17 protein-coding genes are annotated in these 22,392 nt (G+C 62.8%); 10 read left to right on the forward strand and 7 right to left on the reverse strand.

Annotated features, from left to right (window positions below):
* Positions 1-778: 778 nt before the first annotated feature.
* Together ACSQ3Q_RS14170 and ACSQ3Q_RS14175 are read left to right on the forward strand one after the other, a co-directional pair.
* Entirely contained in the window at positions 779-1,657 is an 879-nt protein-coding gene (locus tag ACSQ3Q_RS14170; protein ID WP_436134999.1) for a hypothetical protein, read from the forward strand.
* 8 nt (positions 1,658-1,665) lie between these two features.
* Positions 1,666-2,328, forward strand: coding sequence for a hypothetical protein (locus ACSQ3Q_RS14175; protein ID WP_436135000.1), 663 nt, complete (start codon positions 1,666-1,668; stop codon positions 2,326-2,328).
* A gap of 62 nt (positions 2,329-2,390) precedes the next feature.
* On the opposite strand, the gene ACSQ3Q_RS14180 is transcribed toward ACSQ3Q_RS14175, so the two are convergent.
* Positions 2,391-3,221 carry a hypothetical protein gene (locus ACSQ3Q_RS14180; protein ID WP_436135001.1) on the reverse strand — a complete coding sequence of 277 codons (831 nt, stop codon included), beginning with the start codon at positions 3,219-3,221 and terminating at the stop codon, positions 2,391-2,393.
* 660 nt (positions 3,222-3,881) lie between these two features.
* Between ACSQ3Q_RS14180 and ACSQ3Q_RS14185 the strand changes: the two genes are divergently transcribed.
* Complete coding sequence (locus tag ACSQ3Q_RS14185; protein WP_436134911.1) at positions 3,882-4,346, forward strand: hypothetical protein; 465 nt, start codon at positions 3,882-3,884, stop codon at positions 4,344-4,346.
* On the opposite strand, the gene ACSQ3Q_RS14190 is transcribed toward ACSQ3Q_RS14185, so the two are convergent.
* The 5 genes from ACSQ3Q_RS14190 to ACSQ3Q_RS14210 form a co-directional block, all read right to left on the reverse strand.
* Positions 4,323-4,787, reverse strand: a complete 465-nt coding sequence (locus tag ACSQ3Q_RS14190) for a hypothetical protein (RefSeq protein ID WP_436135002.1) — start codon at positions 4,785-4,787, stop codon at positions 4,323-4,325. The two genes, ACSQ3Q_RS14185 and ACSQ3Q_RS14190, sit on opposite strands and share 24 nt — an antisense overlap.
* A gap of 135 nt (positions 4,788-4,922) precedes the next feature.
* Positions 4,923-5,579: a hypothetical protein gene (locus ACSQ3Q_RS14195; protein WP_436135003.1), complete on the reverse strand. Its 657-nt coding sequence runs from the start codon at positions 5,577-5,579 to the stop codon at positions 4,923-4,925.
* An 833-nt stretch (positions 5,580-6,412) separates the two neighbouring features.
* Positions 6,413-7,036: a tyrosine-type recombinase/integrase gene (locus tag ACSQ3Q_RS14200; RefSeq protein ID WP_436135004.1), complete on the reverse strand. Its 624-nt coding sequence runs from the start codon at positions 7,034-7,036 to the stop codon at positions 6,413-6,415.
* A gap of 629 nt (positions 7,037-7,665) precedes the next feature.
* Positions 7,666-9,354: a long-chain fatty acid--CoA ligase gene (locus ACSQ3Q_RS14205; RefSeq protein ID WP_436135005.1), complete on the reverse strand. Its 1,689-nt coding sequence runs from the start codon at positions 9,352-9,354 to the stop codon at positions 7,666-7,668.
* A 30-nt stretch (positions 9,355-9,384) separates the two neighbouring features.
* Positions 9,385-10,440, reverse strand: a complete 1,056-nt coding sequence (locus tag ACSQ3Q_RS14210) for an AraC family transcriptional regulator (protein WP_436135006.1) — start codon at positions 10,438-10,440, stop codon at positions 9,385-9,387.
* Positions 10,441-10,577: 137 nt separating this feature from the next.
* Between ACSQ3Q_RS14210 and ACSQ3Q_RS14215 the strand changes: the two genes are divergently transcribed.
* Together ACSQ3Q_RS14215 and ACSQ3Q_RS14220 are read left to right on the forward strand one after the other, a co-directional pair.
* A complete protein-coding gene (locus tag ACSQ3Q_RS14215) occupies positions 10,578-11,273 on the forward strand; it encodes an NAD(P)-dependent oxidoreductase (RefSeq protein ID WP_436135007.1) in 696 nt (231 codons plus the stop codon).
* Positions 11,274-11,641: 368 nt separating this feature from the next.
* Positions 11,642-11,998 (forward strand): hypothetical protein, encoded by a 357-nt coding sequence (locus ACSQ3Q_RS14220; protein ID WP_436135008.1) that lies wholly within the window; start codon positions 11,642-11,644, stop codon positions 11,996-11,998.
* Here the strand turns inward: ACSQ3Q_RS14220 and hrpA are convergent, their stop codons facing one another.
* Positions 11,999-16,096 carry an ATP-dependent RNA helicase HrpA gene (gene hrpA / locus ACSQ3Q_RS14225; RefSeq protein WP_436135009.1) on the reverse strand — a complete coding sequence of 1,366 codons (4,098 nt, stop codon included), beginning with the start codon at positions 16,094-16,096 and terminating at the stop codon, positions 11,999-12,001.
* Positions 16,097-16,443: 347 nt separating this feature from the next.
* On the opposite strand from hrpA, the gene ACSQ3Q_RS14230 reads away from it, so the two are divergent.
* The 5 genes from ACSQ3Q_RS14230 to ACSQ3Q_RS14250 all read left to right on the forward strand — a co-directional run bounded on the left by ACSQ3Q_RS14230 (position 16,444) and on the right by ACSQ3Q_RS14250 (position 22,333).
* Positions 16,444-16,689 carry a hypothetical protein gene (locus ACSQ3Q_RS14230; protein WP_436135010.1) on the forward strand — a complete coding sequence of 82 codons (246 nt, stop codon included), beginning with the start codon at positions 16,444-16,446 and terminating at the stop codon, positions 16,687-16,689.
* Between the two features lies 1 nt (position 16,690).
* Positions 16,691-18,811, forward strand: a complete 2,121-nt coding sequence (locus ACSQ3Q_RS14235) for an AAA family ATPase (RefSeq protein ID WP_436135011.1) — start codon at positions 16,691-16,693, stop codon at positions 18,809-18,811.
* Between the two features lie 75 nt (positions 18,812-18,886).
* A complete protein-coding gene (gene argA / locus ACSQ3Q_RS14240) occupies positions 18,887-20,233 on the forward strand; it encodes an amino-acid N-acetyltransferase (protein ID WP_436135012.1) in 1,347 nt (448 codons plus the stop codon).
* A gap of 58 nt (positions 20,234-20,291) precedes the next feature.
* Positions 20,292-21,224: a bifunctional enoyl-CoA hydratase/phosphate acetyltransferase gene (locus ACSQ3Q_RS14245; RefSeq protein WP_436135013.1), complete on the forward strand. Its 933-nt coding sequence runs from the start codon at positions 20,292-20,294 to the stop codon at positions 21,222-21,224.
* The gene (locus ACSQ3Q_RS14250) at positions 21,221-22,333 is read left to right on the forward strand and encodes an acetate/propionate family kinase (protein WP_436135014.1); all 1,113 of its coding nucleotides are present in this window, start codon (positions 21,221-21,223) and stop codon (positions 22,331-22,333) included. The genes ACSQ3Q_RS14245 and ACSQ3Q_RS14250 overlap by 4 nt, the downstream gene beginning before the upstream one ends.
* Positions 22,334-22,392 lie beyond the last annotated feature (59 nt).

The following is a 22,392-nucleotide window of genomic DNA, read 5'->3' on the forward strand; positions in this document are numbered from 1 at the left end:
GGTCAAGACGTGTTCGCGAACTCGGTCAAGGAATGGCCCTGCGGCGAGGTACAGCAGTCTCCCAGTCGAACGTTGAGCGTCCGCTTCCGTTTGCTCCATGGCTGCTTATAAATGCCTTTCGAGATGCCACGACTTGGGGTGTTCTAAGTCGCAACGCTTGCGATGAACGAGGGCCGCAGCGGACTTCATGATGGTCTCCCATCAAGTGGGGGCCAGGACCGATGGGAACCATCGTCTGCTTTCGCCCGCAGTCGTCCCACCCGAGGGGTGCTGCTTAGACTGACGCCCCGACCGTGGTGAGACCCGGCCGCGGGCGTTTTGGTTTTGAAGTAGCGCCGGATGGGGGTAGATCGATAGCAGCGGGTCAGGTGCGATCGAAGGAAGTCCGAGGCTCGCACCTCAGGCTTTCGGCTCGAACATCCTCTCAGCCTTCCCGGTTATGGGCGCGAGAAGACGCAGTTGAGGTCGACAGATCGTTGGTGCTGGGCATACCGAACCAAGCAAGCGCACCGCCCGCCTCTTCAGCTGGAGATGGCGTGTCGGGCCTAGCGAACTGATCGGGGGTGCCTCGTTTGCACGCCCTCGATCGCTTTGGTGCAACCTACAGGAACGGAACGAGGCGATCTGTCATTTCTAGCCCGTGGCCAGAGAAACTTTCATGTGGCCAACCGGCACGTTCAGCTGTGCAAGCAATGGCCCTCGGACGAGGCTCAAAACAGCACTTTTTTTCGACTACATTTCTTGCAGCAAATTGATACATCTTGAGGAATGAAGACGCATGCTGATATTTCGTATTGCCGCAATTGCTGCGACCCTAAGTCTGGGGGCTTGTGCAGTTTCGTTTCACAAGCCCTTAACGGCCGAGAACAAGCAGCGCATCCAATCGGTTGACATTCGGATGGTGATACCGCAAGAGAGCTTCATGGTGTCGGCAAAGTCACCGGGCGTTTCTTTGGTCACCGGCGGGGGGTTGATCGGGGCAATGATCGACTCCGGAATTCAGAAATCTCGCCAAACCGATATGGCAGGCGAGATCCGAAGTACGGTTGGGCCCTTGGCGCGATTTGACTTACGAAATGAGGCCGATATCGCCCTTCAGGCAGCCTTGCAAGAGCCAGCGGCTGGTAAAGGGTTGCCTTTTAAGGTTCGCTCAGCCCAGGTGTCAGCAGCGGTTCCTGGAAAGGCTGATTCGGAGCGTCTCTTCGCGGACACCAGCAATGGCCCCGCGGTGATGATGCTGCTGGTGCACTACGCGCTAGAACCTGGGCTGGGGGCATTTACGACACGGACTAGCGCTGTGTTGCGGCAAAACGGCAAGACAGAGCCTTCCTTCCAATCTGCAGCGGTCTACCAAATACCGCTTCCAACGGGATCACGGGATTCAGTTCTGACTCAACTCAAGGCTAATGATGGCCAACTTCTGCGCTCCTACATGCGCGAGTCGGTTACCGAGACCCTGCGAATGGTCGCGCTGGATTGGGAGGGGGTGCCAGTGAGCGCGAACCCTGGCGCCGCTGGAAACGCGCGGTCACACCGATTCAACATGCAAGGAACCTTAGTAGACCTGCCCGCAACCACCGTTGTGTCAGCGGGAGCCCGCATGGTTGTTCGAAGCGAAACGGGAGCGCTGTTCTCGCTCCAAAAGGAATCCAAGTGAAGATAAGCATGACTGGCAAATCCACTTTCTCGATGCGCATAGCCGCAGGCCTTGCCTGCATGTTCCCATTGGCGGGCCACGCGCTATCCGAAGAGCCGCTGGACATGATCTATGAGGCTCCTTATGTATCCGCCTCGCGCGACGCTGTAGGGGCCGTCACATCGCCCTCGACGGCCAAGCCCTGCGCGTTGTCGCTTCAGTTGAAGGATATCCGCCCCAGCAAGACGACCTTAGGCGCCAATATTTTCATGCTGCCTCAGGTGGGGGGCACGCCACTCATGGTGCAGAGCATCCGGAGTGGGGAAGGTCTGCCGTGGCTACGTGGCGCTGTCCGTTCTTTGCAAACTCACGGAATCAGCCTCGCAGAAAGTGCCAATGCACAGGAGTCGTCAGCTGCGCAGCCGGGATTGGAAGTGCAGTTGCAATTGGCTCATGCTTGGCCGGAAGGTATGAATTTGGCTTCGGCGGTGGTATTAGTGGCTCAATATCGTGCTCCAGCGGGCGATGCGAAGCGGACTTACGTCGGCCAGGGCATGAAAGCGAACTGGGCTAACGGCAACGGTGAATTCATGGGGGTTTTGAATGCAGCCATGGCGGATGCGATAGCTGCCTTGGCACAGGATGTCGTCTCGCTTTGCGAGGGACGTGCGTTAACTGCTTCTCTCCCCTAGCATGCGCGCCTAAGGCAATTGCAGTGAAGTACCGGGTACTCCAACACTTTCCTGCTTTGTTCCTACTCCAGCCCGAGCTGCCGCGCGGAGCACCGGTCTGGCAGCATAAAGACCGATCCTCCTCCCTGGCAGACACCTGCTAGGTCGTCTGGAGGGCCAAAAGGAAGCCCTTCGGAATCCAGATAGTGGATTCGACCACTTAGCATTCCGAACTCGTTGACCTGTAGGTTTTCAATGCGGTATCTGGGCGCACTGAAGTCAAAGCTGCACTCGCGCTTTCCAGTCGATTTGAACCCTTTGCCGACTTGGACTAGATCACCGCTAAAAGTGCAAACCTTGTTTGTCTGATTGATAAGCACGTGCTCAATCGTCAGCGTGTCGGCAGTCGGCTTCATAGCCATGTAGCCCGGCGTCATCGTTGCCAGTGAACCAATAGTGACGACTGAGAAGCTACGGTCGAGCCGCTTGTGAAAATTTTCGAACCCAAAGCGAAATAGCTTTTGAGGTTCCTCGCCAGGCAGTAAAACAACCCCCTCAGTTGCAGATTCAAACGTCACTGAGACAGGGCCAATGACTCTTGCGGTTTCCCCATCACGAACCGGACCGCCCAGAGCGCGCCCATTCTTGAATTCCACAAGATCGCCAGTGAAGCTCTTGCCGCCCTGAAGTTGTCCGCTCGCTTGCATAAACGTGGCAGTGCCATCTGTCCGATAGCCAAAGTAGGTGAGGATCACGGTTTTGCCACCCTGGCTATCTACCTGGATCCCACGCCCGGGTTTGCCGTTGACCTCAGCACCGATCGCCCACATACCTGATTCAGGAAGAGCCGCGATCGACGAAAGAGAAAGCGAGGCGGCAACAATGCCAGCCAGCAGGTTCTTAACTATTGACATGGTGCTCCTTGACATGGACGAGCACGAATGTACGACTTTTGATGACGATCTATAAGTCGAAGCATCGCGCATGAGACCCTGCCATCGCGCGAGCCGCTCGTTTGGGCGGAACGCTACTTAGCTCATCGTCAGGGACCGTCCTGTACCACCTGGTTCGGGGAGCACTCGGTGGCTTCGTTGCGTTGGTCGCACTGAACATGCCCAAGTACGGCCGAGTTAAGTCAAAGGCCGCTTCCGACCTGCTGCGCCCTTCACACTGGGGCAGAATTCGGCCAGTAGCCGACATTGGAATTGCTTGCCTACCTGCCATGCCTCTTCCACATCGCAAACGGTCAGCCGCATCTTTAAAGCGTTTTTGACCCACGCCGTATTGCCTGAGGGCAATGCTGCGATCCGTTTCGTCAATGCAAGTCTCGACGAGCCCGTGCAACAAGCAGTGCTACTGGAGGAATTTCGAGCAAGTGCCTTTGGACTTACTGGTGGAATCCGTCAAGTCTGGTTTGTAGTCAGGGACGACCCTCAGTCGGTGTTCTACGACCTTCAGACCGGGTCCTTCGGGGCTTGCTGGGGGCCAGATGCGGCAACAGGTCGGTACGTCGACCTTGGGTTCAGAGACGAAAACCCGTTCGAAATGTTCATTGCATGAGCACTCCAATCGGCATGAACCTCATTCTCGAAAAATCCGAGCAAATATCGTGGTTCACAGATATGGCTGCGACCTTCTCAGCTATGGGAGTGAACCCTCGAACATACGACTGGTATGTGAGCGACGTTGAAACCAACGCGTCGATCCCCGCTCTCAATAAAGGCGATAGTTGGATGACGGGTGATGAGCTTGCGTCGGCTTTACTCGGACAGCCGATACAGTTCATCTGGGCGGTGTTTAGTGCGTTCCCACCTGGAGTGCGCGTTGAGGTGGGCAGCCGCCCAAGTGCTGACGGAAATCCCAGCTTTTGGAGGCCGCCCGACGTTTGTCCACAGTTGCCTGGGGCCTGCTTCGAGATCGTGTGCTGGGATTCTTCAGCCACGCTTCTGGTGGGCGTGTCTCAAGAGCAAGCCGACAGATATTTGCGAACCTACTCCAACGCCCAGCTGCTGGCTTCAACTTGGTCTACTGAAGGTTGAAGCCAGGTCGGCTTTTGGCGCGCTGGGGTCCTTCGGCGGGGGCAGAATTCGGCCAAGCGCGGCCCGCGGCTTAGACCCTGCGGCACAACGCTGCGCCTTTCGGATGCGGCGCACTTCCGCTCGAACGAATCTCCTAAAGCGGCGCTCTGGGCCGTCTAGTGCGTGCGCAAGTATGTCTAGGCCTGCCGTGTCGAGGAGGTTTACTGAAGCGCCATGCCTGACTAGGCTGCGAAACATCCTCTTGCGTTCGCGAAAGTGGTTGTCATGCATTCGACAGAGCCACATCAGAGCGGTGTAACCGTTTTGGTCTTGTGCGTTTGGATCTGCACCCGCACGGATTTCGCGGCTGAGACCGCTTGGATAACAACACCATGCGAAATTCATCAGCGCGGTCATTTGACGCTCCCCTACCAAGGGAGATACGAGCAATGGCTTTTCCATGTGGCTTAGTGTCGAGGGAACAGAATGCGAATCGGGTATTTATAGGACGGCTTCTAGGATTGCGGCACTCTCGATCGGCCGCCTGTGGAGCAATCTCAACGGCGCCTTTGGGCCCGAAGCCGAATTCCGGACTTCTCAAATGCGGACATCCATACCGCGCAAGAACGCGATGCTCTTTGAGAGCTGCGACCTCGCATCACCAGGCACAGTCGTCAGCGTCAAGGTCACCATCTCGGAACGCCTGACGAGTTCGCTGCATCGCCCGGCATAGTTTGACCAGAACAAATGCATGCCTGGCTCACCCTTCCAATTCCGAGCCATCGAGTAAGGCGTTTCCTGCAGATAGGTCGAGACTTTGTAGGACCAGTCCGCGCCACGATGGGCCGCCACATTGCGCGAATGTGCCCGCGCATTGTCCGTACATAGATAAATGAGGGCGGGCGAAAGCGGCTGAATGATCTCGACAAACCGTCGGAAATACACATCAGTGTTGGGGTGCTCCTGCTCCATCAGGAATCGAACAGTCGACTGCAACGCGCTGCCTTCCAAAATATGGAGGCCGCCATTACTTCCGACGTGCTGGACGAAATGATGCCAACTATCGAGGCAACGGTTGGCGAAGGTAAGCTCGTTCCGTGTTTGTCTGAGTGAGGCAGGGTGTACCGGATGATCGCCTGCCTCTTCAAGGTACCAAGCTGCTTCGAGGCCGCCTTCGCGAAGGACTTCGCAAAGGCTCCGTGCAAGAGTGCTCTTGCCAGTGCCAGGAAGTCCGTCAATAAGAACAAGTTTCACGGTAGCGAGTTGGTGTTTTGCGGGTGCCGATGCCCCATCTTGACTTGAGCCTCGAACGGCCGCTCCTGGCCGAAAGCGGGTATGGTAATAAAGGTTGTCTGGCCTTACCTGACCACCTCAGCCTTCCTTTCATGCATTCGGGTGAGCGAGAGAGCTTACAACCGCAAACGTTAGTACTCAATGCGACCCTTCCTGAATTTCGCAAGAGCCATTGCGCGCGCGAGCGTCTTCGCAATACTCGTCGCCTGTACTACTGCCGAGCCAGCAGGTGCGTTCAGCACAGCCCTCGGAAAGCTGGTTCGATCCGAGAAGGTCCACGAGGTAGATCTGGCAAACGTACTCCCGCTGGACTGGAATGAACTGTTCGCCTTTGGCCCTTACTCAACCCGCGAGAGCAACTGCCGGACGTTAAAACTTGGCTGGCTCAAGTGCCGCATGACACTACCTGCCGAAGTGAATGAGGGCGAATTCGTCTTGGTCTTTCAATCAAACTCTAAAGTGGTGCACATGGAGCATCATCGGAGGTGGAATGGCGACTTCAAGTCGCAGACCAGTTCCCCACCCCAGCCAATACTGCGGTCAGCTGCAAAGTTCTCTGTCACGTTGGTGTCCAACCGCGCGCAAGAGGCTGATCAGTGGTATCAACTCGAGCATCTGGTTCATCACTAGCCACCTGCAACGATGAGGTCTAACCCTTCAATAAAGGGGTGCGTGCTTTCAACTAGTCCCACCGACCGCACCTGGTCGCGGGATGCCCTTCGTGATCCCACAGCTTCCGGTGATCTTAGGCCCACAGCTCAGCCGCCCACTGTGAGAATTTTGTGCTCGTCAACTCAAATCTCAGTCTGTTCGGATAGCTCAAGAGCATCGTCGACCTCAATGCCAAGGTAGCGGACAGTTGACTCGATTTTGGAGTGGCCAAGTAGAAGCTGGACCGCACGTAGGTTCTTCGTTCTACGGTAAATGAGCGTAGCCTTGGTGCGCCGCATGGAGTGCGTTCCATACTCTGCTGGATCCAAGCCAAGCTGCAACACCCAGCCCTCAAGAATTCGGGCGTACTGACGCGTCCCGAGATGCGGTGACTTGTGAAGTCGGCTCGGAAAGATAAAGTCATCTGATTTCAGCTTGGCGGTCTTGATCCATTGCTGAAGCGCTTCACGAGTAGTCGCCGTCAGCTCGAACTGGACGGGGTGATGAGTTTTGTGCTGCATGACAGTTGCTCGTGAAGCGACTTGGTCACCATGGCACACATCGCGGACTTTGAGGCCGACCAGGTCGCACCCGCGTAGCTTGCTGTCGATTCCCAGATTGAAAAGCGCAAGCTCGCGCACCCGGTTCTCCATCTGTAGGCGCACGCGCAACGCCCAGATGTCCTTGGGCTTAAAGGGCGCCTTCTGACCAACGATCTTTCCCTTGTTCCAGGGCTCGCGATGAACCGAGTTTTGAACGGATTCCATACTGGTCTCCCATCAAGTAAAGGGATCAAAACCATGCACCTTCTAGACGCGGTTGTCCACGAGTGACCACGGTAGCTGTGTCAGTTCTTGCGGTGCAGAAAAAACGCCGGTGATGCTCTTCACTGTCTGGTCTCGATCGCAACAGTCGTTCAACGGCTGCTGATTGAGCGGCAGCAACCAGCCTGACGCCGACCAATCTCTACCGAGAACCGTCGCTTTACACCTGCAGCGTCACACTCCTTTCGCCCTCTTTTCTCCTGTAGGCAGGGTGAGATCAAAGCAGTTCTTCAATCGCCAAAGATCACGCGCTGTACGCCACCAGTTCCGGCGGTGCGCGTTGAGGAAATGCCTCCTTCAGCGGCTCCAGGAGAGCTAATACACAAGCACTCAGCAGGCGCCGCGAGGGGTTGAGTGCCCGCAGCTCGACCTCCGCCCCAGGGACAACATTTCAATGCTCCAGCTTTCCCGCGGCCAGCTCGTGCAGTACAGGCGATGGGGAACGAGCAGCGCCCACCTGGGCACACGCGGCATCGCGCACCAACCTTCAAATTCCACGGTTTTTCGTACAGATTCCGTACAACCAGTGTCAACAGGAAATTTGCTCCTTAATTAATAGCATGAAATACCCGTCAAACGGTTGTTTCAGCCTCCTGCAGCGCGCGCCACATCACCTTGCCGCTGCCGCTTTTGGGCAACGCAGCCACAAACTGCACGATGCGCGGCACCTTGTAGACCGCTATGTTCTCGCGGCACCAGTCGATGATCTGCTGCTCGGTGGTGTCCTTGTGCGTGGCGCGCAGCACCACCACCGCCTTCACCGTCTCGCCGCGGTAGCTGTCCTTGGCGGCAATGATGCAGGCCTCCTGAATGGCAGGGTGGCGGAACATCAGCGCCTCGACCTCGGCCGGCCAGACCTTGAAGCCGCTCGCGTTGATCATTCGCTTCAAGCGGTCGGTCAAAAAGAAGTACCCGTCCTCGTCCATGCGGCCCAGGTCGCCCGAGCGGAAGAAACGCTTGCCTTCGAACTCGATAAAGGCCGCGGCCGTGGCGTCGGGTCGCTTCCAGTAGCCCTCGAACACCTCGGGGCCGTGGATGATGATTTCGCCTTGCTCGCCCACCGGCACCTCCTGCAAGGTGTCCGGGTCCACCACCCGCGCGTCGGTGCTCATGAAGGGGATGCCCAGGCACTGCTGCTTGGGGTTGTCCGGTGGGTTGGAGTGGGACGGCGCAGCCGTTTCGGTGAGGCCATAGCCTTCGGAATAGCGCAGGCCGTATTGATCCTGCAGCCGCTGCGCCACCGCCTGCGGCATGGCCGCGCCGCCACCGCCGATGTAGACCAGGCTGGAGAGGTCGTAGCTCGCAAAATTCGGGCTGCCCAGCAGGTCGATGACCATGGTGGGAATGTTGGTCCAGTTGGTCACCTGGTAGCGCGAGATGAGGCGCCCGGCCAGGTCACGGTCCCACCGCGGCATGATGACCAGCGTGGCGGCGCAGTAGATGGCCGTGTGCATCACGCTCACCATGCCGGTGATGTGGAACATCGGCACCACGGCCAGGGTCACGTTGTCGACCGAGCCCGTGCCCCACAGGGCCCCGGCCGCTGCGTTGTGCATGATGCTTTTGTGCAGGTGCATGCAGCCTTTGGGCAGGCCGGTGGTGCCGCTGGTGTAGGGCAGCAGCGCCAGGTCGTTCGGGCCCACCAGCAGCTCGGGCGGCGCATCCGAGGTGGCCAGGGCGTCCGTCCAGGCGTGCACCTGCCCACCGTCCAGCGCCGGCAGCGCGTGCCGCGTGCCTAGCCATTCCATCCACGCCTCGGGGGGCGCGTCGGCCCCGGTCACGTTCACATCGAAGGCATCGGTGAATTGCGTCACCACCAGGTGCGCCAGCCGGTCCGCCGCGAGCAGCGCATTGCTCGCCTTGGCCATCTCGGCCGCCAGGTCGCCCGTGGTCAGGGCCACCTTGGTGTCGGGGTCGGTGATGTAGTGCTTGAGCTCTTCAGCCCGGTTCATGGGGTTGACCGGCACCACCACGGCATTGGCACGCAGGATGGCAAAGTGCGCCATCACCAGCTGCGGGCAGTTCTGCATGCACAGCACCACGCGGTCGCCGCGCTGCACGCCCAGCGCCACCAGCTGCGCCGCCAGGCGCTCGGCGCCCTGCAGCAGTTGGCCATAGCTCAGCGTGCGGCCAAAGAAGACCAGCGCGGCCTTGTCCGGGTAGCGGCGCGCGCTGGTGGCCAGGTTGTCCCACAGTGACGTGGACGGCAGCGTGATGGACTTGGGCAGACGGCGGGGCCAGAACTTGTGATGAGGGCGCATGGAGCTAAGGATTCCTTTGAAGAACGCAGCCTAGTTCGCATGGTGCCCGGAAGCATTGGGGATGCCACTGATGAAAGGTCGCGCAGGTGACGCTGCTGCCACGGCCAGCCGCTGCAACGCCTCTGTCTGCGCATCGCCGCGCCGGGCGCTGCCCGGTGTGTGGCCCACTGCGCGCTTGAAGGCGCGGCAGAACGCAGCTTCGGACTGGTAACCGACCCACGCGGCCACATCGGCAATGCCCTGGCCTTGCGACAGCCAGGCCTGCGCCAGGTGCATGCGCCACTGCGTGAGGTACTCGAGCGCTGGGACACCCACCAGCGCGGTGAACCGCTGCGCAAATGCCGAGCGGGACATGGCTGCGGCCTCGGCCAGCGCCGCCACCGTCCAGCCGTGCGCCGGGTCCCGGTGCATGAGCGCCATCGCGCGGCCCAGGCGCGGGTCTTTCAGGGCGCCCAGCCAGCCGGTCTGTGCCGTGGCGTCGTGCTGAACCCAGTGCCGGATAGCCTGGATCACCACAATATCGGCCAGCCGGGTGATCACGGCCTCGCCGCCCGCGCGCATGTGGCGCGCCTCCTCGGCCATCAGCTGCAGCAGGCCAGGCAGCCAGCCACCCGCCTGCAGTGCGGCCGAGCTGGTGTGGATGACGGCCGGCAATACCGACACCAGGTGCCGCGCGGCCGGGTGGTCGAACTGCACTGCCCCGCAGATGATGCGTGAGCCCTCCCCGCCCCCGCCCGTCCGCAAGATTTCGTAGTGCTCGCTCACGCATTCGCGCGGCAGGTCGAACAGATGGGGCGTGGGCGCGCCGGGTTCGCTGCGCAGATCGTGCCCCTGGCCGTGTGGCACCAGCACCAGGTCGCCCGGCCACAGCCACCGACCCTCTTCCGGGCCCGCACCGCTGGCCACAGTCAACCAGCAGCGGCCCTCGGTGACCAGGTGGAACATCAGGCAGTCCTGCAGCGCCGGCATGTGGGCACCCCAGGGCGCCGACAGCTCCGAATGGCAATAGAAAACACTGCGCATGCGCAGGTAGTGCAAGGCCTCGCCCAGGGGGTCGGTGTGGATGCCGGGGTCGGTGGGGTTCATGCCGCCACTGTGCCGCAATCCCTGCCCCTTGTCCGCATTGCTGGACGATGGATCAATAAGACGCGGCAAAACGGCATTAACAATTGACCGATGCGCCAGGACACTGGGTTTTCTGTTCAAACCCTTTGGAGACCCGCATGAAAGTTCTCGTAGTTGGTGCCACTGGTGGCACCGGGATGGCCCTGACCCGCGCGCTGCTTGCCCGTGGTTGTGAAGTCACCGCCTTCGCCCGCCAGCCGCAGGCGCTGCAAGGCCTGCCCGGCAAACTCAGCCTGATAGCCGGCGATGCCCTGCACCAGCCCGATATGGAAGACGCCGTGCGAGGCCACGACGCGGTGGTGGTGACCCTGGGCATCCGCGAAAACGCCCTGCGCGTACGGTTGCTGGGCAGCGCGGGCACCGCCATGGAGGTGCGCTCGCGCGGCACGCAGCACGTAGTTGCCGCCATGCAGCGCCACGGTGTGCGCCGCCTGGTGGTGCAAAGCAGCTACGGCGTGGGGAGCACGCGCGATCGCCTGCCATGGCTTTACCGCCTGGTGTTCGCGCTGCTGCTCAAACCGCAGATCGCCGACACCGAAAGGCAGGAGGGGATCGTGCGCGCCAGCGGGCTTGACTGGGTGCTGGCCCAGCCCGTCAACCTGACGGATGAGGACACGCGCGAGGCCGCCATGGCATCGGCCCGCGGGGACTTCGTCAGCATGAAGGTCTCACGCAGGCAGGTGGCTGATTTTTTGGCCGACGCAGCGCTGAATGATCAGCACAGCGGGCATGCTGTCGCGCTGTCTTCAGCCCCCGCGAGAACCGCACTGCGTGCAAGTGAAGCGGCGCCTTGACTGCTGAGTGGCGTGAAAGCCCAGCCGGCGCATTGCCTACGCGGCCGAGCACTCAGCGCTAGTAAGACCTGCCAGCGGGGGTCGTGGTCTTAGACGACTTGTATTTTTTCCAGAGGTATCCCGCGACGGCCATCAAAATCATTTTGCGCATGAAGAAATCTCCTTGTGAAAACGATAGCTTCGACGGCGTGGAGCTCGATCCCTGTAGGAAATGATCGTGCAAGCCCGTCTCGGTTTGCGCATCTTGCGGCAATTTCCCCCACTTACCTTGACTGCGTGGGACAGTGGGACGCGGACTTTGGTCCTGAAAAGAGGGTCGGCTACCATCGTCGCAACGCTCTGCGCATCCAACGCTCCGACTCAACGTCATGGTCACTTTCCTCTACTACGCCCTGATGCTTCTCCTTGGCTACGTGTGCTACCGGTATGGGCAGAAGTTGTTGAACCAGGGCCTGCGCGATGAGAACGACGAGTTCACCAAACCGCCCGTCGGCCCGGTCGGGTTTCTGGTGATCGGCGCGGTGGCGTGCTACCTCTTGTTTGCGGCTCTGCGCGCTCTGGCGCTGCGCGAGATTCCGTGCGTTGGCAAGGGCTGCAAAGGGCAGATCTACACCCTGGCGGAACATACGGGCCAGTACTGGGCCAATCTGTTTTTTGTATTGTGGATGGTGCTGGCCCTGGGCTACGCCATGTACGTGACGATCAAGATCTGGCAAAGGACTTAGTCAGCTATTGACCTGCGCCCAAAGCTTGTCGAGCCGCTTCACACTCACCGGCTGCGGCGTGCGCAGCTCCTGCGCAAAGAAGCTCACGCGCAGTTCTTCGAGCAGCCAGCGCAGCTCTTGCATGCGCGCATCCACGGCGCCCTTGCGGTCGGCCACCAGGCGCCAGTAGCGCTGCTCCTGCGGGCGCAGTTCGGCCAGCTTGGCGGCGTCGCGGGCGGGGTCGGCGCGGTACTTTTCCAGGCGCAGGGTGATGGCCTTGAGGTAGCGCGGAAAGTGCGCCAGCTGGGCCCAGGGCGCCTGTGCGATGAACTGCTTGGGCACCAGGCGCTGCAATTGCTGCTGCGCGTCCTGCGTGGCTTCGGGTGCGTTTTTGGTGTCCTTGATCTTGCGCACCGCCACGGCGTAGTCGGCCAGGATGGTAGCGGCCAGGCGCGCGACCTCGTTAGCGATGAGCGTGAGGCGCCCGCGGCCCTCTTCCACCCGGCGCTTGAAGGCGTATTCGTCGGTGGGCAAAGGGTCGAGCAGAAAAGCCCGGTCCAGGGCCACATCAATGATCTGGGCGCGCAGCTCTTCCTGCGTCCCGAGCGGCATATAGGCCACCGCCATCTTTTGCAAGTCGGGGATGTTTTTTTCCAGGTACTTGAGCGCGTCTTTGATCTGCAGCGCAAACAGGCGGCGCAGGCCAGCGCGGTGCTTGCCGGATGCCACTTCAGGCTCGTCGAACACTTCGATGCTCACAGCGTCGCCGCCATCGATCAGCGCCGGAAAGCCCACCAGCGTCTGCCCGGCTTTGCCGATCTCCATCAGTTCCGGCAGCTCGCCAAACGTCCAGCTGGTGTAGCGCTGGCCGGCGGGCACCGACGGGGTCGCGGGCGCAGCCGGTGCAGCCTTGGCCGTGTGCGGGCCTTTCGCTCCTGTTTTGATAGCTATTTGCGCAATACCATCAAGCGCTGGAGCCTGTTTTTGCTCATTTTTTTCGCCATTCGCGGCCGCGCCGCCGAGCTTGAGCCCCGCCAGCGCCTGGAACGCGCCGCGCGCCTTGGCGCCCCATTCGGCCTTCAGCGCGCCCAGGTTGCGGCCATGGCCCAGTTGGCGGCCGTGTTCGTCCACCACGCGGAAATTCATGAACAGGTGCGGGCTCAGCATGTCGAGCTTGAAGTCGGCACGTTTGACGTCGAGCGAGGTCTCGTCGCGCACCTGCTTGAGCAGCGCATCCGTCAGGCTGCCGGAACCAAAACGCTCGGGCGTGTTGAACAGCGCGGCCAGGCGTGTGGCCGACTCCGGCAGCGGCACGAAGCGGCTGCGCGGGCGTTGGTGCAGGCTCTTGAGCAGCGCCTGGATCTTGTCCTTGAGCATGCCGGGCACCAGCCACTCGCAGCGCTCATCACTCACCTGGTTGAGCACAAACAGCGGGACGGTCACGGTGATGCCGTCGCGCGCGTCACCGGGCTCGTGCAGGTAGGTGGCGGCGCAGTCCACACCGCCCAGGCGCACGGTCTTGGGAAACGCGTTGCTGGTGATGCCCGCCGCCTCGTGGCGCATGAGCTCTTCGCGGGTGAGCTTGAGCAGATCCGGTTGTTTTTTGGATTCCTCGCGGTACCAGGCCTCAAAGCCGTGGCCGTTGCAAATGTCGGGCGGCAGTTGCTGGTCGTAGAAGGCGTAGATGAGCTCGTCGTCCACCAGCACGTCCTGGCGGCGGGACTTGTGCTCGATCTCTTCGACCTTGGCGATGAGCTTCTGGTTGGCGGCCAAGAATGGCAGCTTGGTCTCCCAGTTGCCGCCCACCAGCGCCTCGCGGATGAAAATCTCGCGCGCAGCGTGCGGGTCGATCTTGCCGAAGTTGATGCGCCGGCCGCTGTAGACCACGATGCCATACAGGGTGGCACGCTCCAGTGCCGTGACCTCGGCCGACTTCTTCTCCCAGTGCGGGTCGAGCAGCTGCTTTTTCAGCAGGTGGCCGCCCACCTGCTCGATCCACTGCGGCTCGATGGCGGCAATGCCCCGACCGAACAGGCGCGTGGTCTCCACCAGTTCGGCCGCCACGATCCAGCGGCCGGGCTTCTTGGCCAGATGGGCACCCGGGTGCTTGTAGAACTTGATGCCGCGCGCGCCCAGGTACCAGTCTTCCTCTTCGCTGCGCGCGCCGATGTTGCCCAGCAGCCCGGCCAGCATCGACAGGTGCAGCTGCTCGTAGCTGGCAGGCTGGGTGTTGATGGGCCACTTGTGCTCGGTGACCACGGTGAGCAGCTGGGTGTGGATGTCGCGCCACTCGCGCAGGCGGCGGATGCTGATGAAGTTCTGGCGCAGCAGCTGCTCGTACTGGCGGTTGCTGAGCTTGTGGGTGGGCGCTGACGCGGTGGCACTGGCCACGGCGGGCGCGGAAGCGGGCACAGCCGCAGCCACCAGCCGCTGCGCCACGGGCAGGTGGGCCTGCGACGGTGCACGCTGGTTCGCCATCGCCTTTTGCGCGCGGGCCGAGGGCAGCGTGGGCGCGCCGCCCCGGGCCTCGTTGATCCACTTCCAGAGCTTGAGGTAGCCGCTGAATTCGCTCTTTTCGTCGTCGAACTTGGCATGCGCCTGGTCGGCCTGCTGCTGCGCCTCCATGGGCCGGTCGCGCACGTCCTGCACGCTCAGGGCGCTGGCAATCACCAGCACCTCATCGAGCGCCTTGCGGTCGCGCGCCTCCAGGATCATGCGGCCCACGCGCGGGTCCAGCGGCAGGCGCGACAGCTCCACCCCCATGGGCGTGAGTTCGTTGGCCTCGTCCACCGCGCCCAGTTCGGCCAGCAGTTGGTAGCCGTCGGCAATCGCGCGGCCCGAGGGTGCTTCGATGAAGGGGAACTGCACCACGTCGCCCAGGTGCAGCGACTTCATGCGCAGGATGACGCCCGCGAGCGATGACCGCAGGATTTCCGGGTCGGTAAAACGCGGTCGGGCGTTGAAGTCCGCCTCGTCGTACAGGCGGATGCAGATGCCGTTGGCCACGCGGCCGCAGCGCCCGGCGCGCTGGTTGGCCGCGGCCTGGCTGATGGGCTCGACCAGCAGCTGCTCTACCTTGCTGCGAAAGCTGTAGCGCTTGACGCGGGCCGTGCCCGCATCGATCACGTAGCGGATGCCCGGCACCGTGAGCGAGGTCTCGGCCACATTGGTGGCCAGCACCAGCCGGCGGCCGGTGTGGCCGTCGAAGATGCGGTCCTGCTCGGCCTGCGACAGGCGCGCGAACAGCGGCAACACCTCGGCATTGCGCATCACCGGCTGGTGGGCCAGGTGCTTGCGCAAGTGGTCCGCGGCCTCGCGGATCTCGCGCTCGCCGGGCAAGAAGATCAGGATGTCGCCCCCGGCATTGCCCTGCCAGAGTTCGTCCACGCCATCGGCGATCGCTTCGTTCAGGCCGTAGTCGCGCGTGTCCTCGAACGGGCGCCAGCGCTGCTCCACAGGGAAAGTGCGCCCGGACACATAGATGATGGGAGCCGGGCCTTTGGTGGATTCGAAATGCTTTGCAAACCGGTCCGCATCGATGGTGGCCGAGGTGACGATGACCTTGAGGTCCGGCCGGCGCGGCAGGATCTGGCGGATGTAGCCCAGCAGGAAGTCGATGTTCAGGCTGCGCTCGTGCGCCTCGTCAATGATGATGGTGTCGTAGTTCTTGAGCAGCGGATCGGTCTGCGTCTCGGCCAGCAAGATGCCGTCGGTCATGAGCTTGACGGACGCATCGCGGGTGAGGCGGTCCTGAAAACGCACCTTGAAACCCACCACGTCACCGAGCGGCGTCTTGAGCTCTTCGGCAATGCGCTTGGCCACGCTGCTGGCCGCAATGCGCCGCGGCTGCGTGTGGCCGATGAGCTGGCCCTTCTGCCCCGGCTTGGCGTTGCATTTGCCCCGGCCCAGCGCCAGCGCGATCTTGGGCAGCTGGGTGGTTTTACCCGACCCCGTTTCGCCGCACACGATCACCACCTGGTGTTTCTCGATCGCGGCCATGATCTCTTCGCGCTTGCCCGATACGGGCAGCGACTCGGGGAACTCGATGGTGAAACCGCGGGGAGACGAAGGAGAAGCAGAAGAAGAAGGCTCTGGCGGACGCTGATCGGGAGAAGACATGGGGCGCAATTATCGGTAGCCCCGCCACCCGGGCCGGCGCCAGGGTGTTCTTTTCATGCGACAAACCAGGGCTTTTGCGCGCTGCAAACCTTGCCAAGGCATCACCCCCTCGCCAAAATCGCGCCCACTCTTCGCACGCCGTACTGCACACAGCGCCAGCCCCTGGCGCGCGGCCCGAAGCCCTGGAGGTCATCGATATGTCTGCCTTTTACACCGCACCCGCCTGACCACAGTCCACCGCCCCGGCTGGACTGTGCGCGCACAGATCCAGCCAACGGCACCCAGAGCGTATGCGCTCCACAGGCCCTGGCTATCTGCCGGGGTTTTTTGTTTGTGGAACCACGCACATGAGTGCCAAAAAATTGTCTCGGGCCTACGCCCAGGGTGAAATCAAAAAGCTGCGCCGCATGAAGCAGCCCCTGGTCCTGAAGCTCGAATCCTCGGGCCCGCCCCGAAACCCTGTAGCCATCGCACTGGCCCAACGCAGCCTGTCCAGCGCAGCAGGCAAGCACATCCGCACCCGTGGGGCCCAGCGCCGCGCGGACAACGTCGCCCTGCGCAAGGCGATCCAGAGCCCTTTTTCGAACGATTGACATGAATCCATTCACCCACGACGTGCCGCCACACCAGCGGCACCCTCAACCCCACACGGCCCCGACCCCCGCCCTGGCAACGGGCGCCATCCCCGCAGCCACACCTGCACCCGTCACGGCGCAGGCAGCCACCCGGCCCGCTGTGTGGGCCACCAGCGCCGAGTTGGCCCAGCGCCAGCAGGCATTGGCGTCGGCCGCCGCACAACTCAAGGCCGAACTCTTTGGCATCGACGACGTGATCGACCGCGTGATCGATGCCATCCGCGCCTGGTACGTGCTGCCCCAGCTCATCACCCGGCCGGTCATCGTCTGCCTGTGGGGCCTGACCGGCACGGGCAAGACGCAACTCACCCGCCGCCTGGCGCAGCTGCTGGGTTACTACGACCGCTTTGTCGAAGTGCAGATGGACGGCTTCAGCCACGGCGCCAGCTACCGCAGCTCATCCATCTCGGGCATGTTGGGAGACTCCGGCATCCATGAGGGCGCGCCGGGCATCCTGGTGCTGGACGAGTTCCAGCGCTTTCGCACCGTGGACACCAAAGGCGGCGATGTGAAGGTGGAGCGCTACCAGGATGTGTGGACGCTGCTGTCCGATGGCCGTCTGCCACCGGCGCTCAGCGCGCTGTCGAACATCGAGCGCAAGCTGGCCGATGCCCACTACGAGGCCGAGCGTGCCGACGACAACGAAGACGACCGCGCCGGCAAGAAGCCCTACCGCTTTCAACTCGATGCCTGGGACGCGCAGGAACTCAAGCGGATGCTCAAGCTCCCGGAGCCCCTGGCCGAGATCATGCAGTGGCCACCGATCCAGGTGCAGGCGCTGTTCGCGCGCTTTCAGCAGTCGCACCACGCCTGGGAGACCGACTACAGCAAGCTTCTGGTTTTTGTCTGCGGCAACCTCGACGAGATGTACCACGAGACCGCGCAGCGCGTGGAGGACTGCGACACCGACGCCGACATCTTTCACCGCCTGACGCGCAAGCTCTCGCTCATCGATGTGAAGAAGGCGCTGTCCGAGCGCTTCAAGCCCGAGCAGATCGCCCGCCTGGGCAATGGGCATGTGGTCTACCCCTCGTTCAGCAAGGCAACGTACGAGCAGCTCATCCGCAACCTGTGCACGCGCTACGTGGACGACATTGCCGCCCAGTGTGGGGTGCGTTTTGCCATCGGGCAGGACGTGCAGAGCGAGCTGTATGCCAACGCCGTGTTCCCCGCCCAGGGCACGCGGCCACTGTTCTCGTCGGTGCATGCGATCCTGAGCGCCAACCTCGTCAACGCCGCTCTCTGGGTGCGCGAGCAGGCCTTGCCGCTGTCGCAAGACTTTGCGATTTCGCTCAGTGTCGACAAGCGGCACCTGCTGGTGGACGGCATCGGTGTAGATGGACTGGCCCGCCAGGCGCAGTTTGCGGTGACGCTGGAGCTCAACCGCCTCAAGCGGCGCGCCAACGCCGACTTTCGCGCGCTGCTGGCCGTGCACGAGGCCGGCCACGCACTGGCCTACTGCGTGCTGTTCGGCCAGGCCCCGCAAGAGGTGAAGATCAACATTGCCTCGTTCGAGGGCGGCTACAACAGCTTTGCCGGGCTCAAGGTCACCACGCGCCAGAACGCGCTGGACATGATGTGCGTGGGCCTGGCCGGGCGTGTGGCCGAAGAGCTGGTGTTTGGCGAGATGGCCTGCACCACCGGCGCCGAGCAGGACTACAAGCAGGTGACCGCCGAGGCTGCGCGCTTCATCCGCCACCATGGCTTTGGCGAGCGCATCAGCCGCACCGACGTGACGGTGGAGCTGGACAACCACCTGAACACCGATGTGGAACCCAGCAACGCCGCCATCGAAGCCCTGCTGCAAGCGCAATACCGGCGCGCCCAGGCGCTGCTGCGCCAGCACCAGGATGCGCTGGGCCGGCTGGTGGAGGCCCTGACGGACCACGGCATGATCGCCCAGCCCGAGATGCAGGCGCTGATGGCGCAAAGCGGCGTTGCGATTGCCGCGGCGACGGCGCCCGGGGCGGATGAAACCCTGATCCTGGAGCCGTTTGCCGCGCGCCTGGCGGCATTTCGGCAACAAACCGTGGCGCTCGCTGCGCCCACCCCTGCAGGCGAAAGCGCTGCATGCTTATGATGCGCGACTTGGCAGCCTGCCGCGGCTGCCCGCCCCCGCCTGCTTTTGTCCTGCCCTGAGGCCCGCCCCACCGCCATGTCCGCTGTTTTCAACTTCACTTTCGTCCCGTGGTTTCGCTCGGTGGCGCCCTATATCCACAAGTTTCGCCACCAGACGTTTGTGATCGGGCTCACAGGCGAAGGCATTGCGGCGGGCAAGCTGCACAACATCGCGCAGGACTTGGCGCTGATCCAGGCGATGGGCGTGCGCATCGTGCTGGTGCACGGCTTTCGCCCGCAGGTCAACGAGCAGCTCGCCGCCAAGGGCCACGCAGCGAAATATTCGCACGGCATCCGCATCACCGATTCGGTGGCGCTGGACTGCGCGCAGGAGGCTGCGGGGCAGTTGCGCTATGAAATTGAAGCCGCCTTCAGCCAGGGCCTGCCCAACACGCCCATGGCGGGCGCCACGGTGCGCGTGATCTCGGGCAACTTCCTCACCGCGCGGCCCGTGGGCATCGTGGACGGGGTGGATTTTCAGCACTCGGGCCTGGTGCGCAAGGTGGATGTGGCGGGCATCCAGCGCACGCTGGACATGGGCGCGCTGGTGCTGCTGTCGCCGTTTGGTTTTTCGCCCACGGGCGAGGCCTTCAACCTGAGCATGGAAGAAGTCGCGACCAGCGTGGCCATCGAAATGCGGGCCGACAAACTGATCTTTTTGACCGAGGTGCCCGGCATCCGCATGGACCCTGATGCACCTGAGAGCGACGACAACCCCATCGACACCGAGCTGCCGCTGGCTGCCGCTCAAGCCCTGCTGGCCACGCTGCCCACGGCGCAGACGCCCACCGACACCGGCTTTTACCTGCAGCACTGCGTGAAAGCCTGCAAGGCCGGCGTGGAGCGCAGCCACATCCTGCCGTTTGCGGTAGACGGGTCGCTGCTGCTGGAGGTGTATGTGCACGACGGCATCGGCACCATGGTCATCGACGAAAAGCTGGAAGAACTGCGCGAGGCCACGATTGACGACGTGGGCGGCATCCTGCAGCTGATCGAACCCTTCGAGAAAGACGGCACGCTGGTCAAGCGCGACCGCACCGAGATTGAGCGCGACATTGCCACCTACACCATCATCGAACACGACGGCGTGATCTTTGGCTGCGCGGCGCTCTACCCCTACCCCGAGGCCAAGACGGCCGAGATGGCCGCGGTCACCGTGTCGCCGCAGAGCCAGGGCACGGGCGACGGCGAAAAGCTGCTCAAGCGCATCGAGCAACGCGCCCGCGCTGCCGGGCTCGACAGCATCTTCGTGCTGACCACCCGCACGATGCATTGGTTTATCAAACGCGGCTTTCAGGTCGTGGACCCTGAATGGCTGCCCGATGCGCGCAAGCGCAAGTACAACTGGGACCGGCGCAGCCAGGTGTTGGTGAAGAAGCTCTGAGCATCGGTGCGCAGCCCGGTCCAGCGTCCTGTTTGTCCTCCAACCCTGGTGATCGTCGATGAACAGCTTTGATGCCGATACCCTGCTGACCCGTTGCCGCGCGCTGGCGCCGGCGCGCACCGCCATCGTCCACGCAGTCAGCGCCAATGTGCTGCAAGCTGCGCAGGAGGCCTGCGAGGCCGGGCTGATCACGCCGGTGCTGGTGGGGCCCGCCGCACGCACCCGCGAGGCGGCGCACGCGGCCAATGTAGACATCTCGGCGTGGGAACTGGTGGACGCAGAACACAGCCACGATGCTGCCGCGAAGGCGGTGGCGCTGGCCGCCTCACGCGAAGTCGGTGCGCTGATGAAAGGCTCGCTGCACTCCGATGAGCTGATGGCCGCAGTGGTGAAAAGCGACGCCGGCCTGCGCACCGAGCGGCGCATCTCTCACGCCTACCTGATGGACCAGGAGAGCTACTCCAAGGCGTTCATCATCACCGACGCCGCAGTGAACATTGCGCCCGACCTGGCCACCAAGGTCGACATCGTGCAGAACGCTGTCGATCTGTGGCATGCGCTGTTCGGCGCCGACATCCTGCCCAAGGTGGCGGTGCTGGCGGCGGTGGAAACGGTCAACCCCAAAATGATCGCCACGCTCGATGCTGCCGCCCTGTGCAAGATGGCCGACCGCGGCCAGATCACCGGTTGCCTGATCGACGGCCCGCTCGCCTTCGACAACGCGATCAGCGTGGAAGCAGCCCGCACCAAGGGCATCGTCTCGGAGGTCGCCGGCAATGCCGACATCCTGGTCGTGCCCGACATTGAGGCGGGCAACATGCTGGCCAAGCAACTCGTCTTCCTCAGTGGGGCGGAGGCCGCCGGCATCGTGCTGGGTGCGCGCGTGCCCATCATCCTGACCAGCCGCGCTGACAGCCAACGGGCACGGCTGTTGTCCTGCGCCGTCGCACTGTTGCTGGCCCATGCCCGAAGCCAGGGCCTGATCAAATGACCACGCCCGTGCTGCTGGTGCTGAACGTCGGTTCGTCCAGCATCAAGTTCCAGGTATTCGAGCGGGAGTCGCTCGCCGTGCTGATGGCGGGCAAGGTGACCGGCATCGGCACCAGCGCGCAGTTGACGGCCGCACTGGCTGCGGCGGACGACCCGCTGCGCACCCCCTTGCCTGCGGCCGACCACAACACCGCCATGGCGGCCGTGATGAAGCTGATCGACCAGCACGACGACGGATGGCGTTTGGCGGCCGTGGTGCACAGGGTGGTGCATGGCGGGGCAGGATTCCGCGAGCCGGTTGTCGTGACGCCAGAGATCGTCGCCCAACTGCAGGCCCTCGCCCCGCTGGCGCCGCTGCACCAGCCGCACAACCTGGCCGGCATTGCCGCATCACAGCGTCTTGCCAGCCATGCGCTGGACATCGCCTGTTTCGACACGGCGTTTCATGCACCGATGGACCCGCTGTTCCAGACTTTCGCCCTGCCCCAGGCCCTGCGTGCCCAAGGCGTGCGCCGCTACGGCTTCCATGGCCTCTCGTACGAATGGCTGGCCCATGAGATCGCCCGCACTCACCCCGACCTGCGGCAGGCCCGGGTAGTGGCTGCACACCTGGGCAACGGTGCCAGCCTGTGCGCCATGCACGGCGGCCGCAGTGTCGACACCACCATGGGCATGACCGCGCTCGATGGCCTGCCCATGGGCACGCGCAGCGGCGCGGTTGATGCCGGGGCCGTCATCTACCTGCAGCGCGAGCTCGGTCTCGACACAGCGCAGGTCGAACACCTGCTGTACCAGGAGTCGGGCCTTAAAGGCCTGTCTGGCGTCAGCAGCGACATGCAGACCCTGCTGGCCAGCACCGACCCACAGGCGGCGTTTGCCGTCGACTACTTCGCACTGAAAGTGGCGCAGTACACGGCCATGCTGGCCGTCTCCATGGGCGGGCTCGATGCCCTGGTGTTCACCGGCGGGATCGGCGAGAACGCCCAGCCGGTGCGCGAATCGGTCCTGAGGCGCCTGCAAATGCTGGGTGCTTTCCAAACCCTGGTCATCCCGGCCAACGAAGAGAAGATGATGGCGATCCACGCCCAGCGTTTGCTGGACGCCCCCTGAGTCGCTTCGCGCCTTCCCCCCGGAGGGGCGACGCCCTCAGCGCGGGGCCCAGGCCTTGG

Origin of the sequence: Acidovorax sp. LjRoot129 (genome assembly GCF_964253765.1) — a bacterium.
GTDB lineage: Bacteria > Pseudomonadota > Gammaproteobacteria > Burkholderiales > Burkholderiaceae_C > Acidovorax.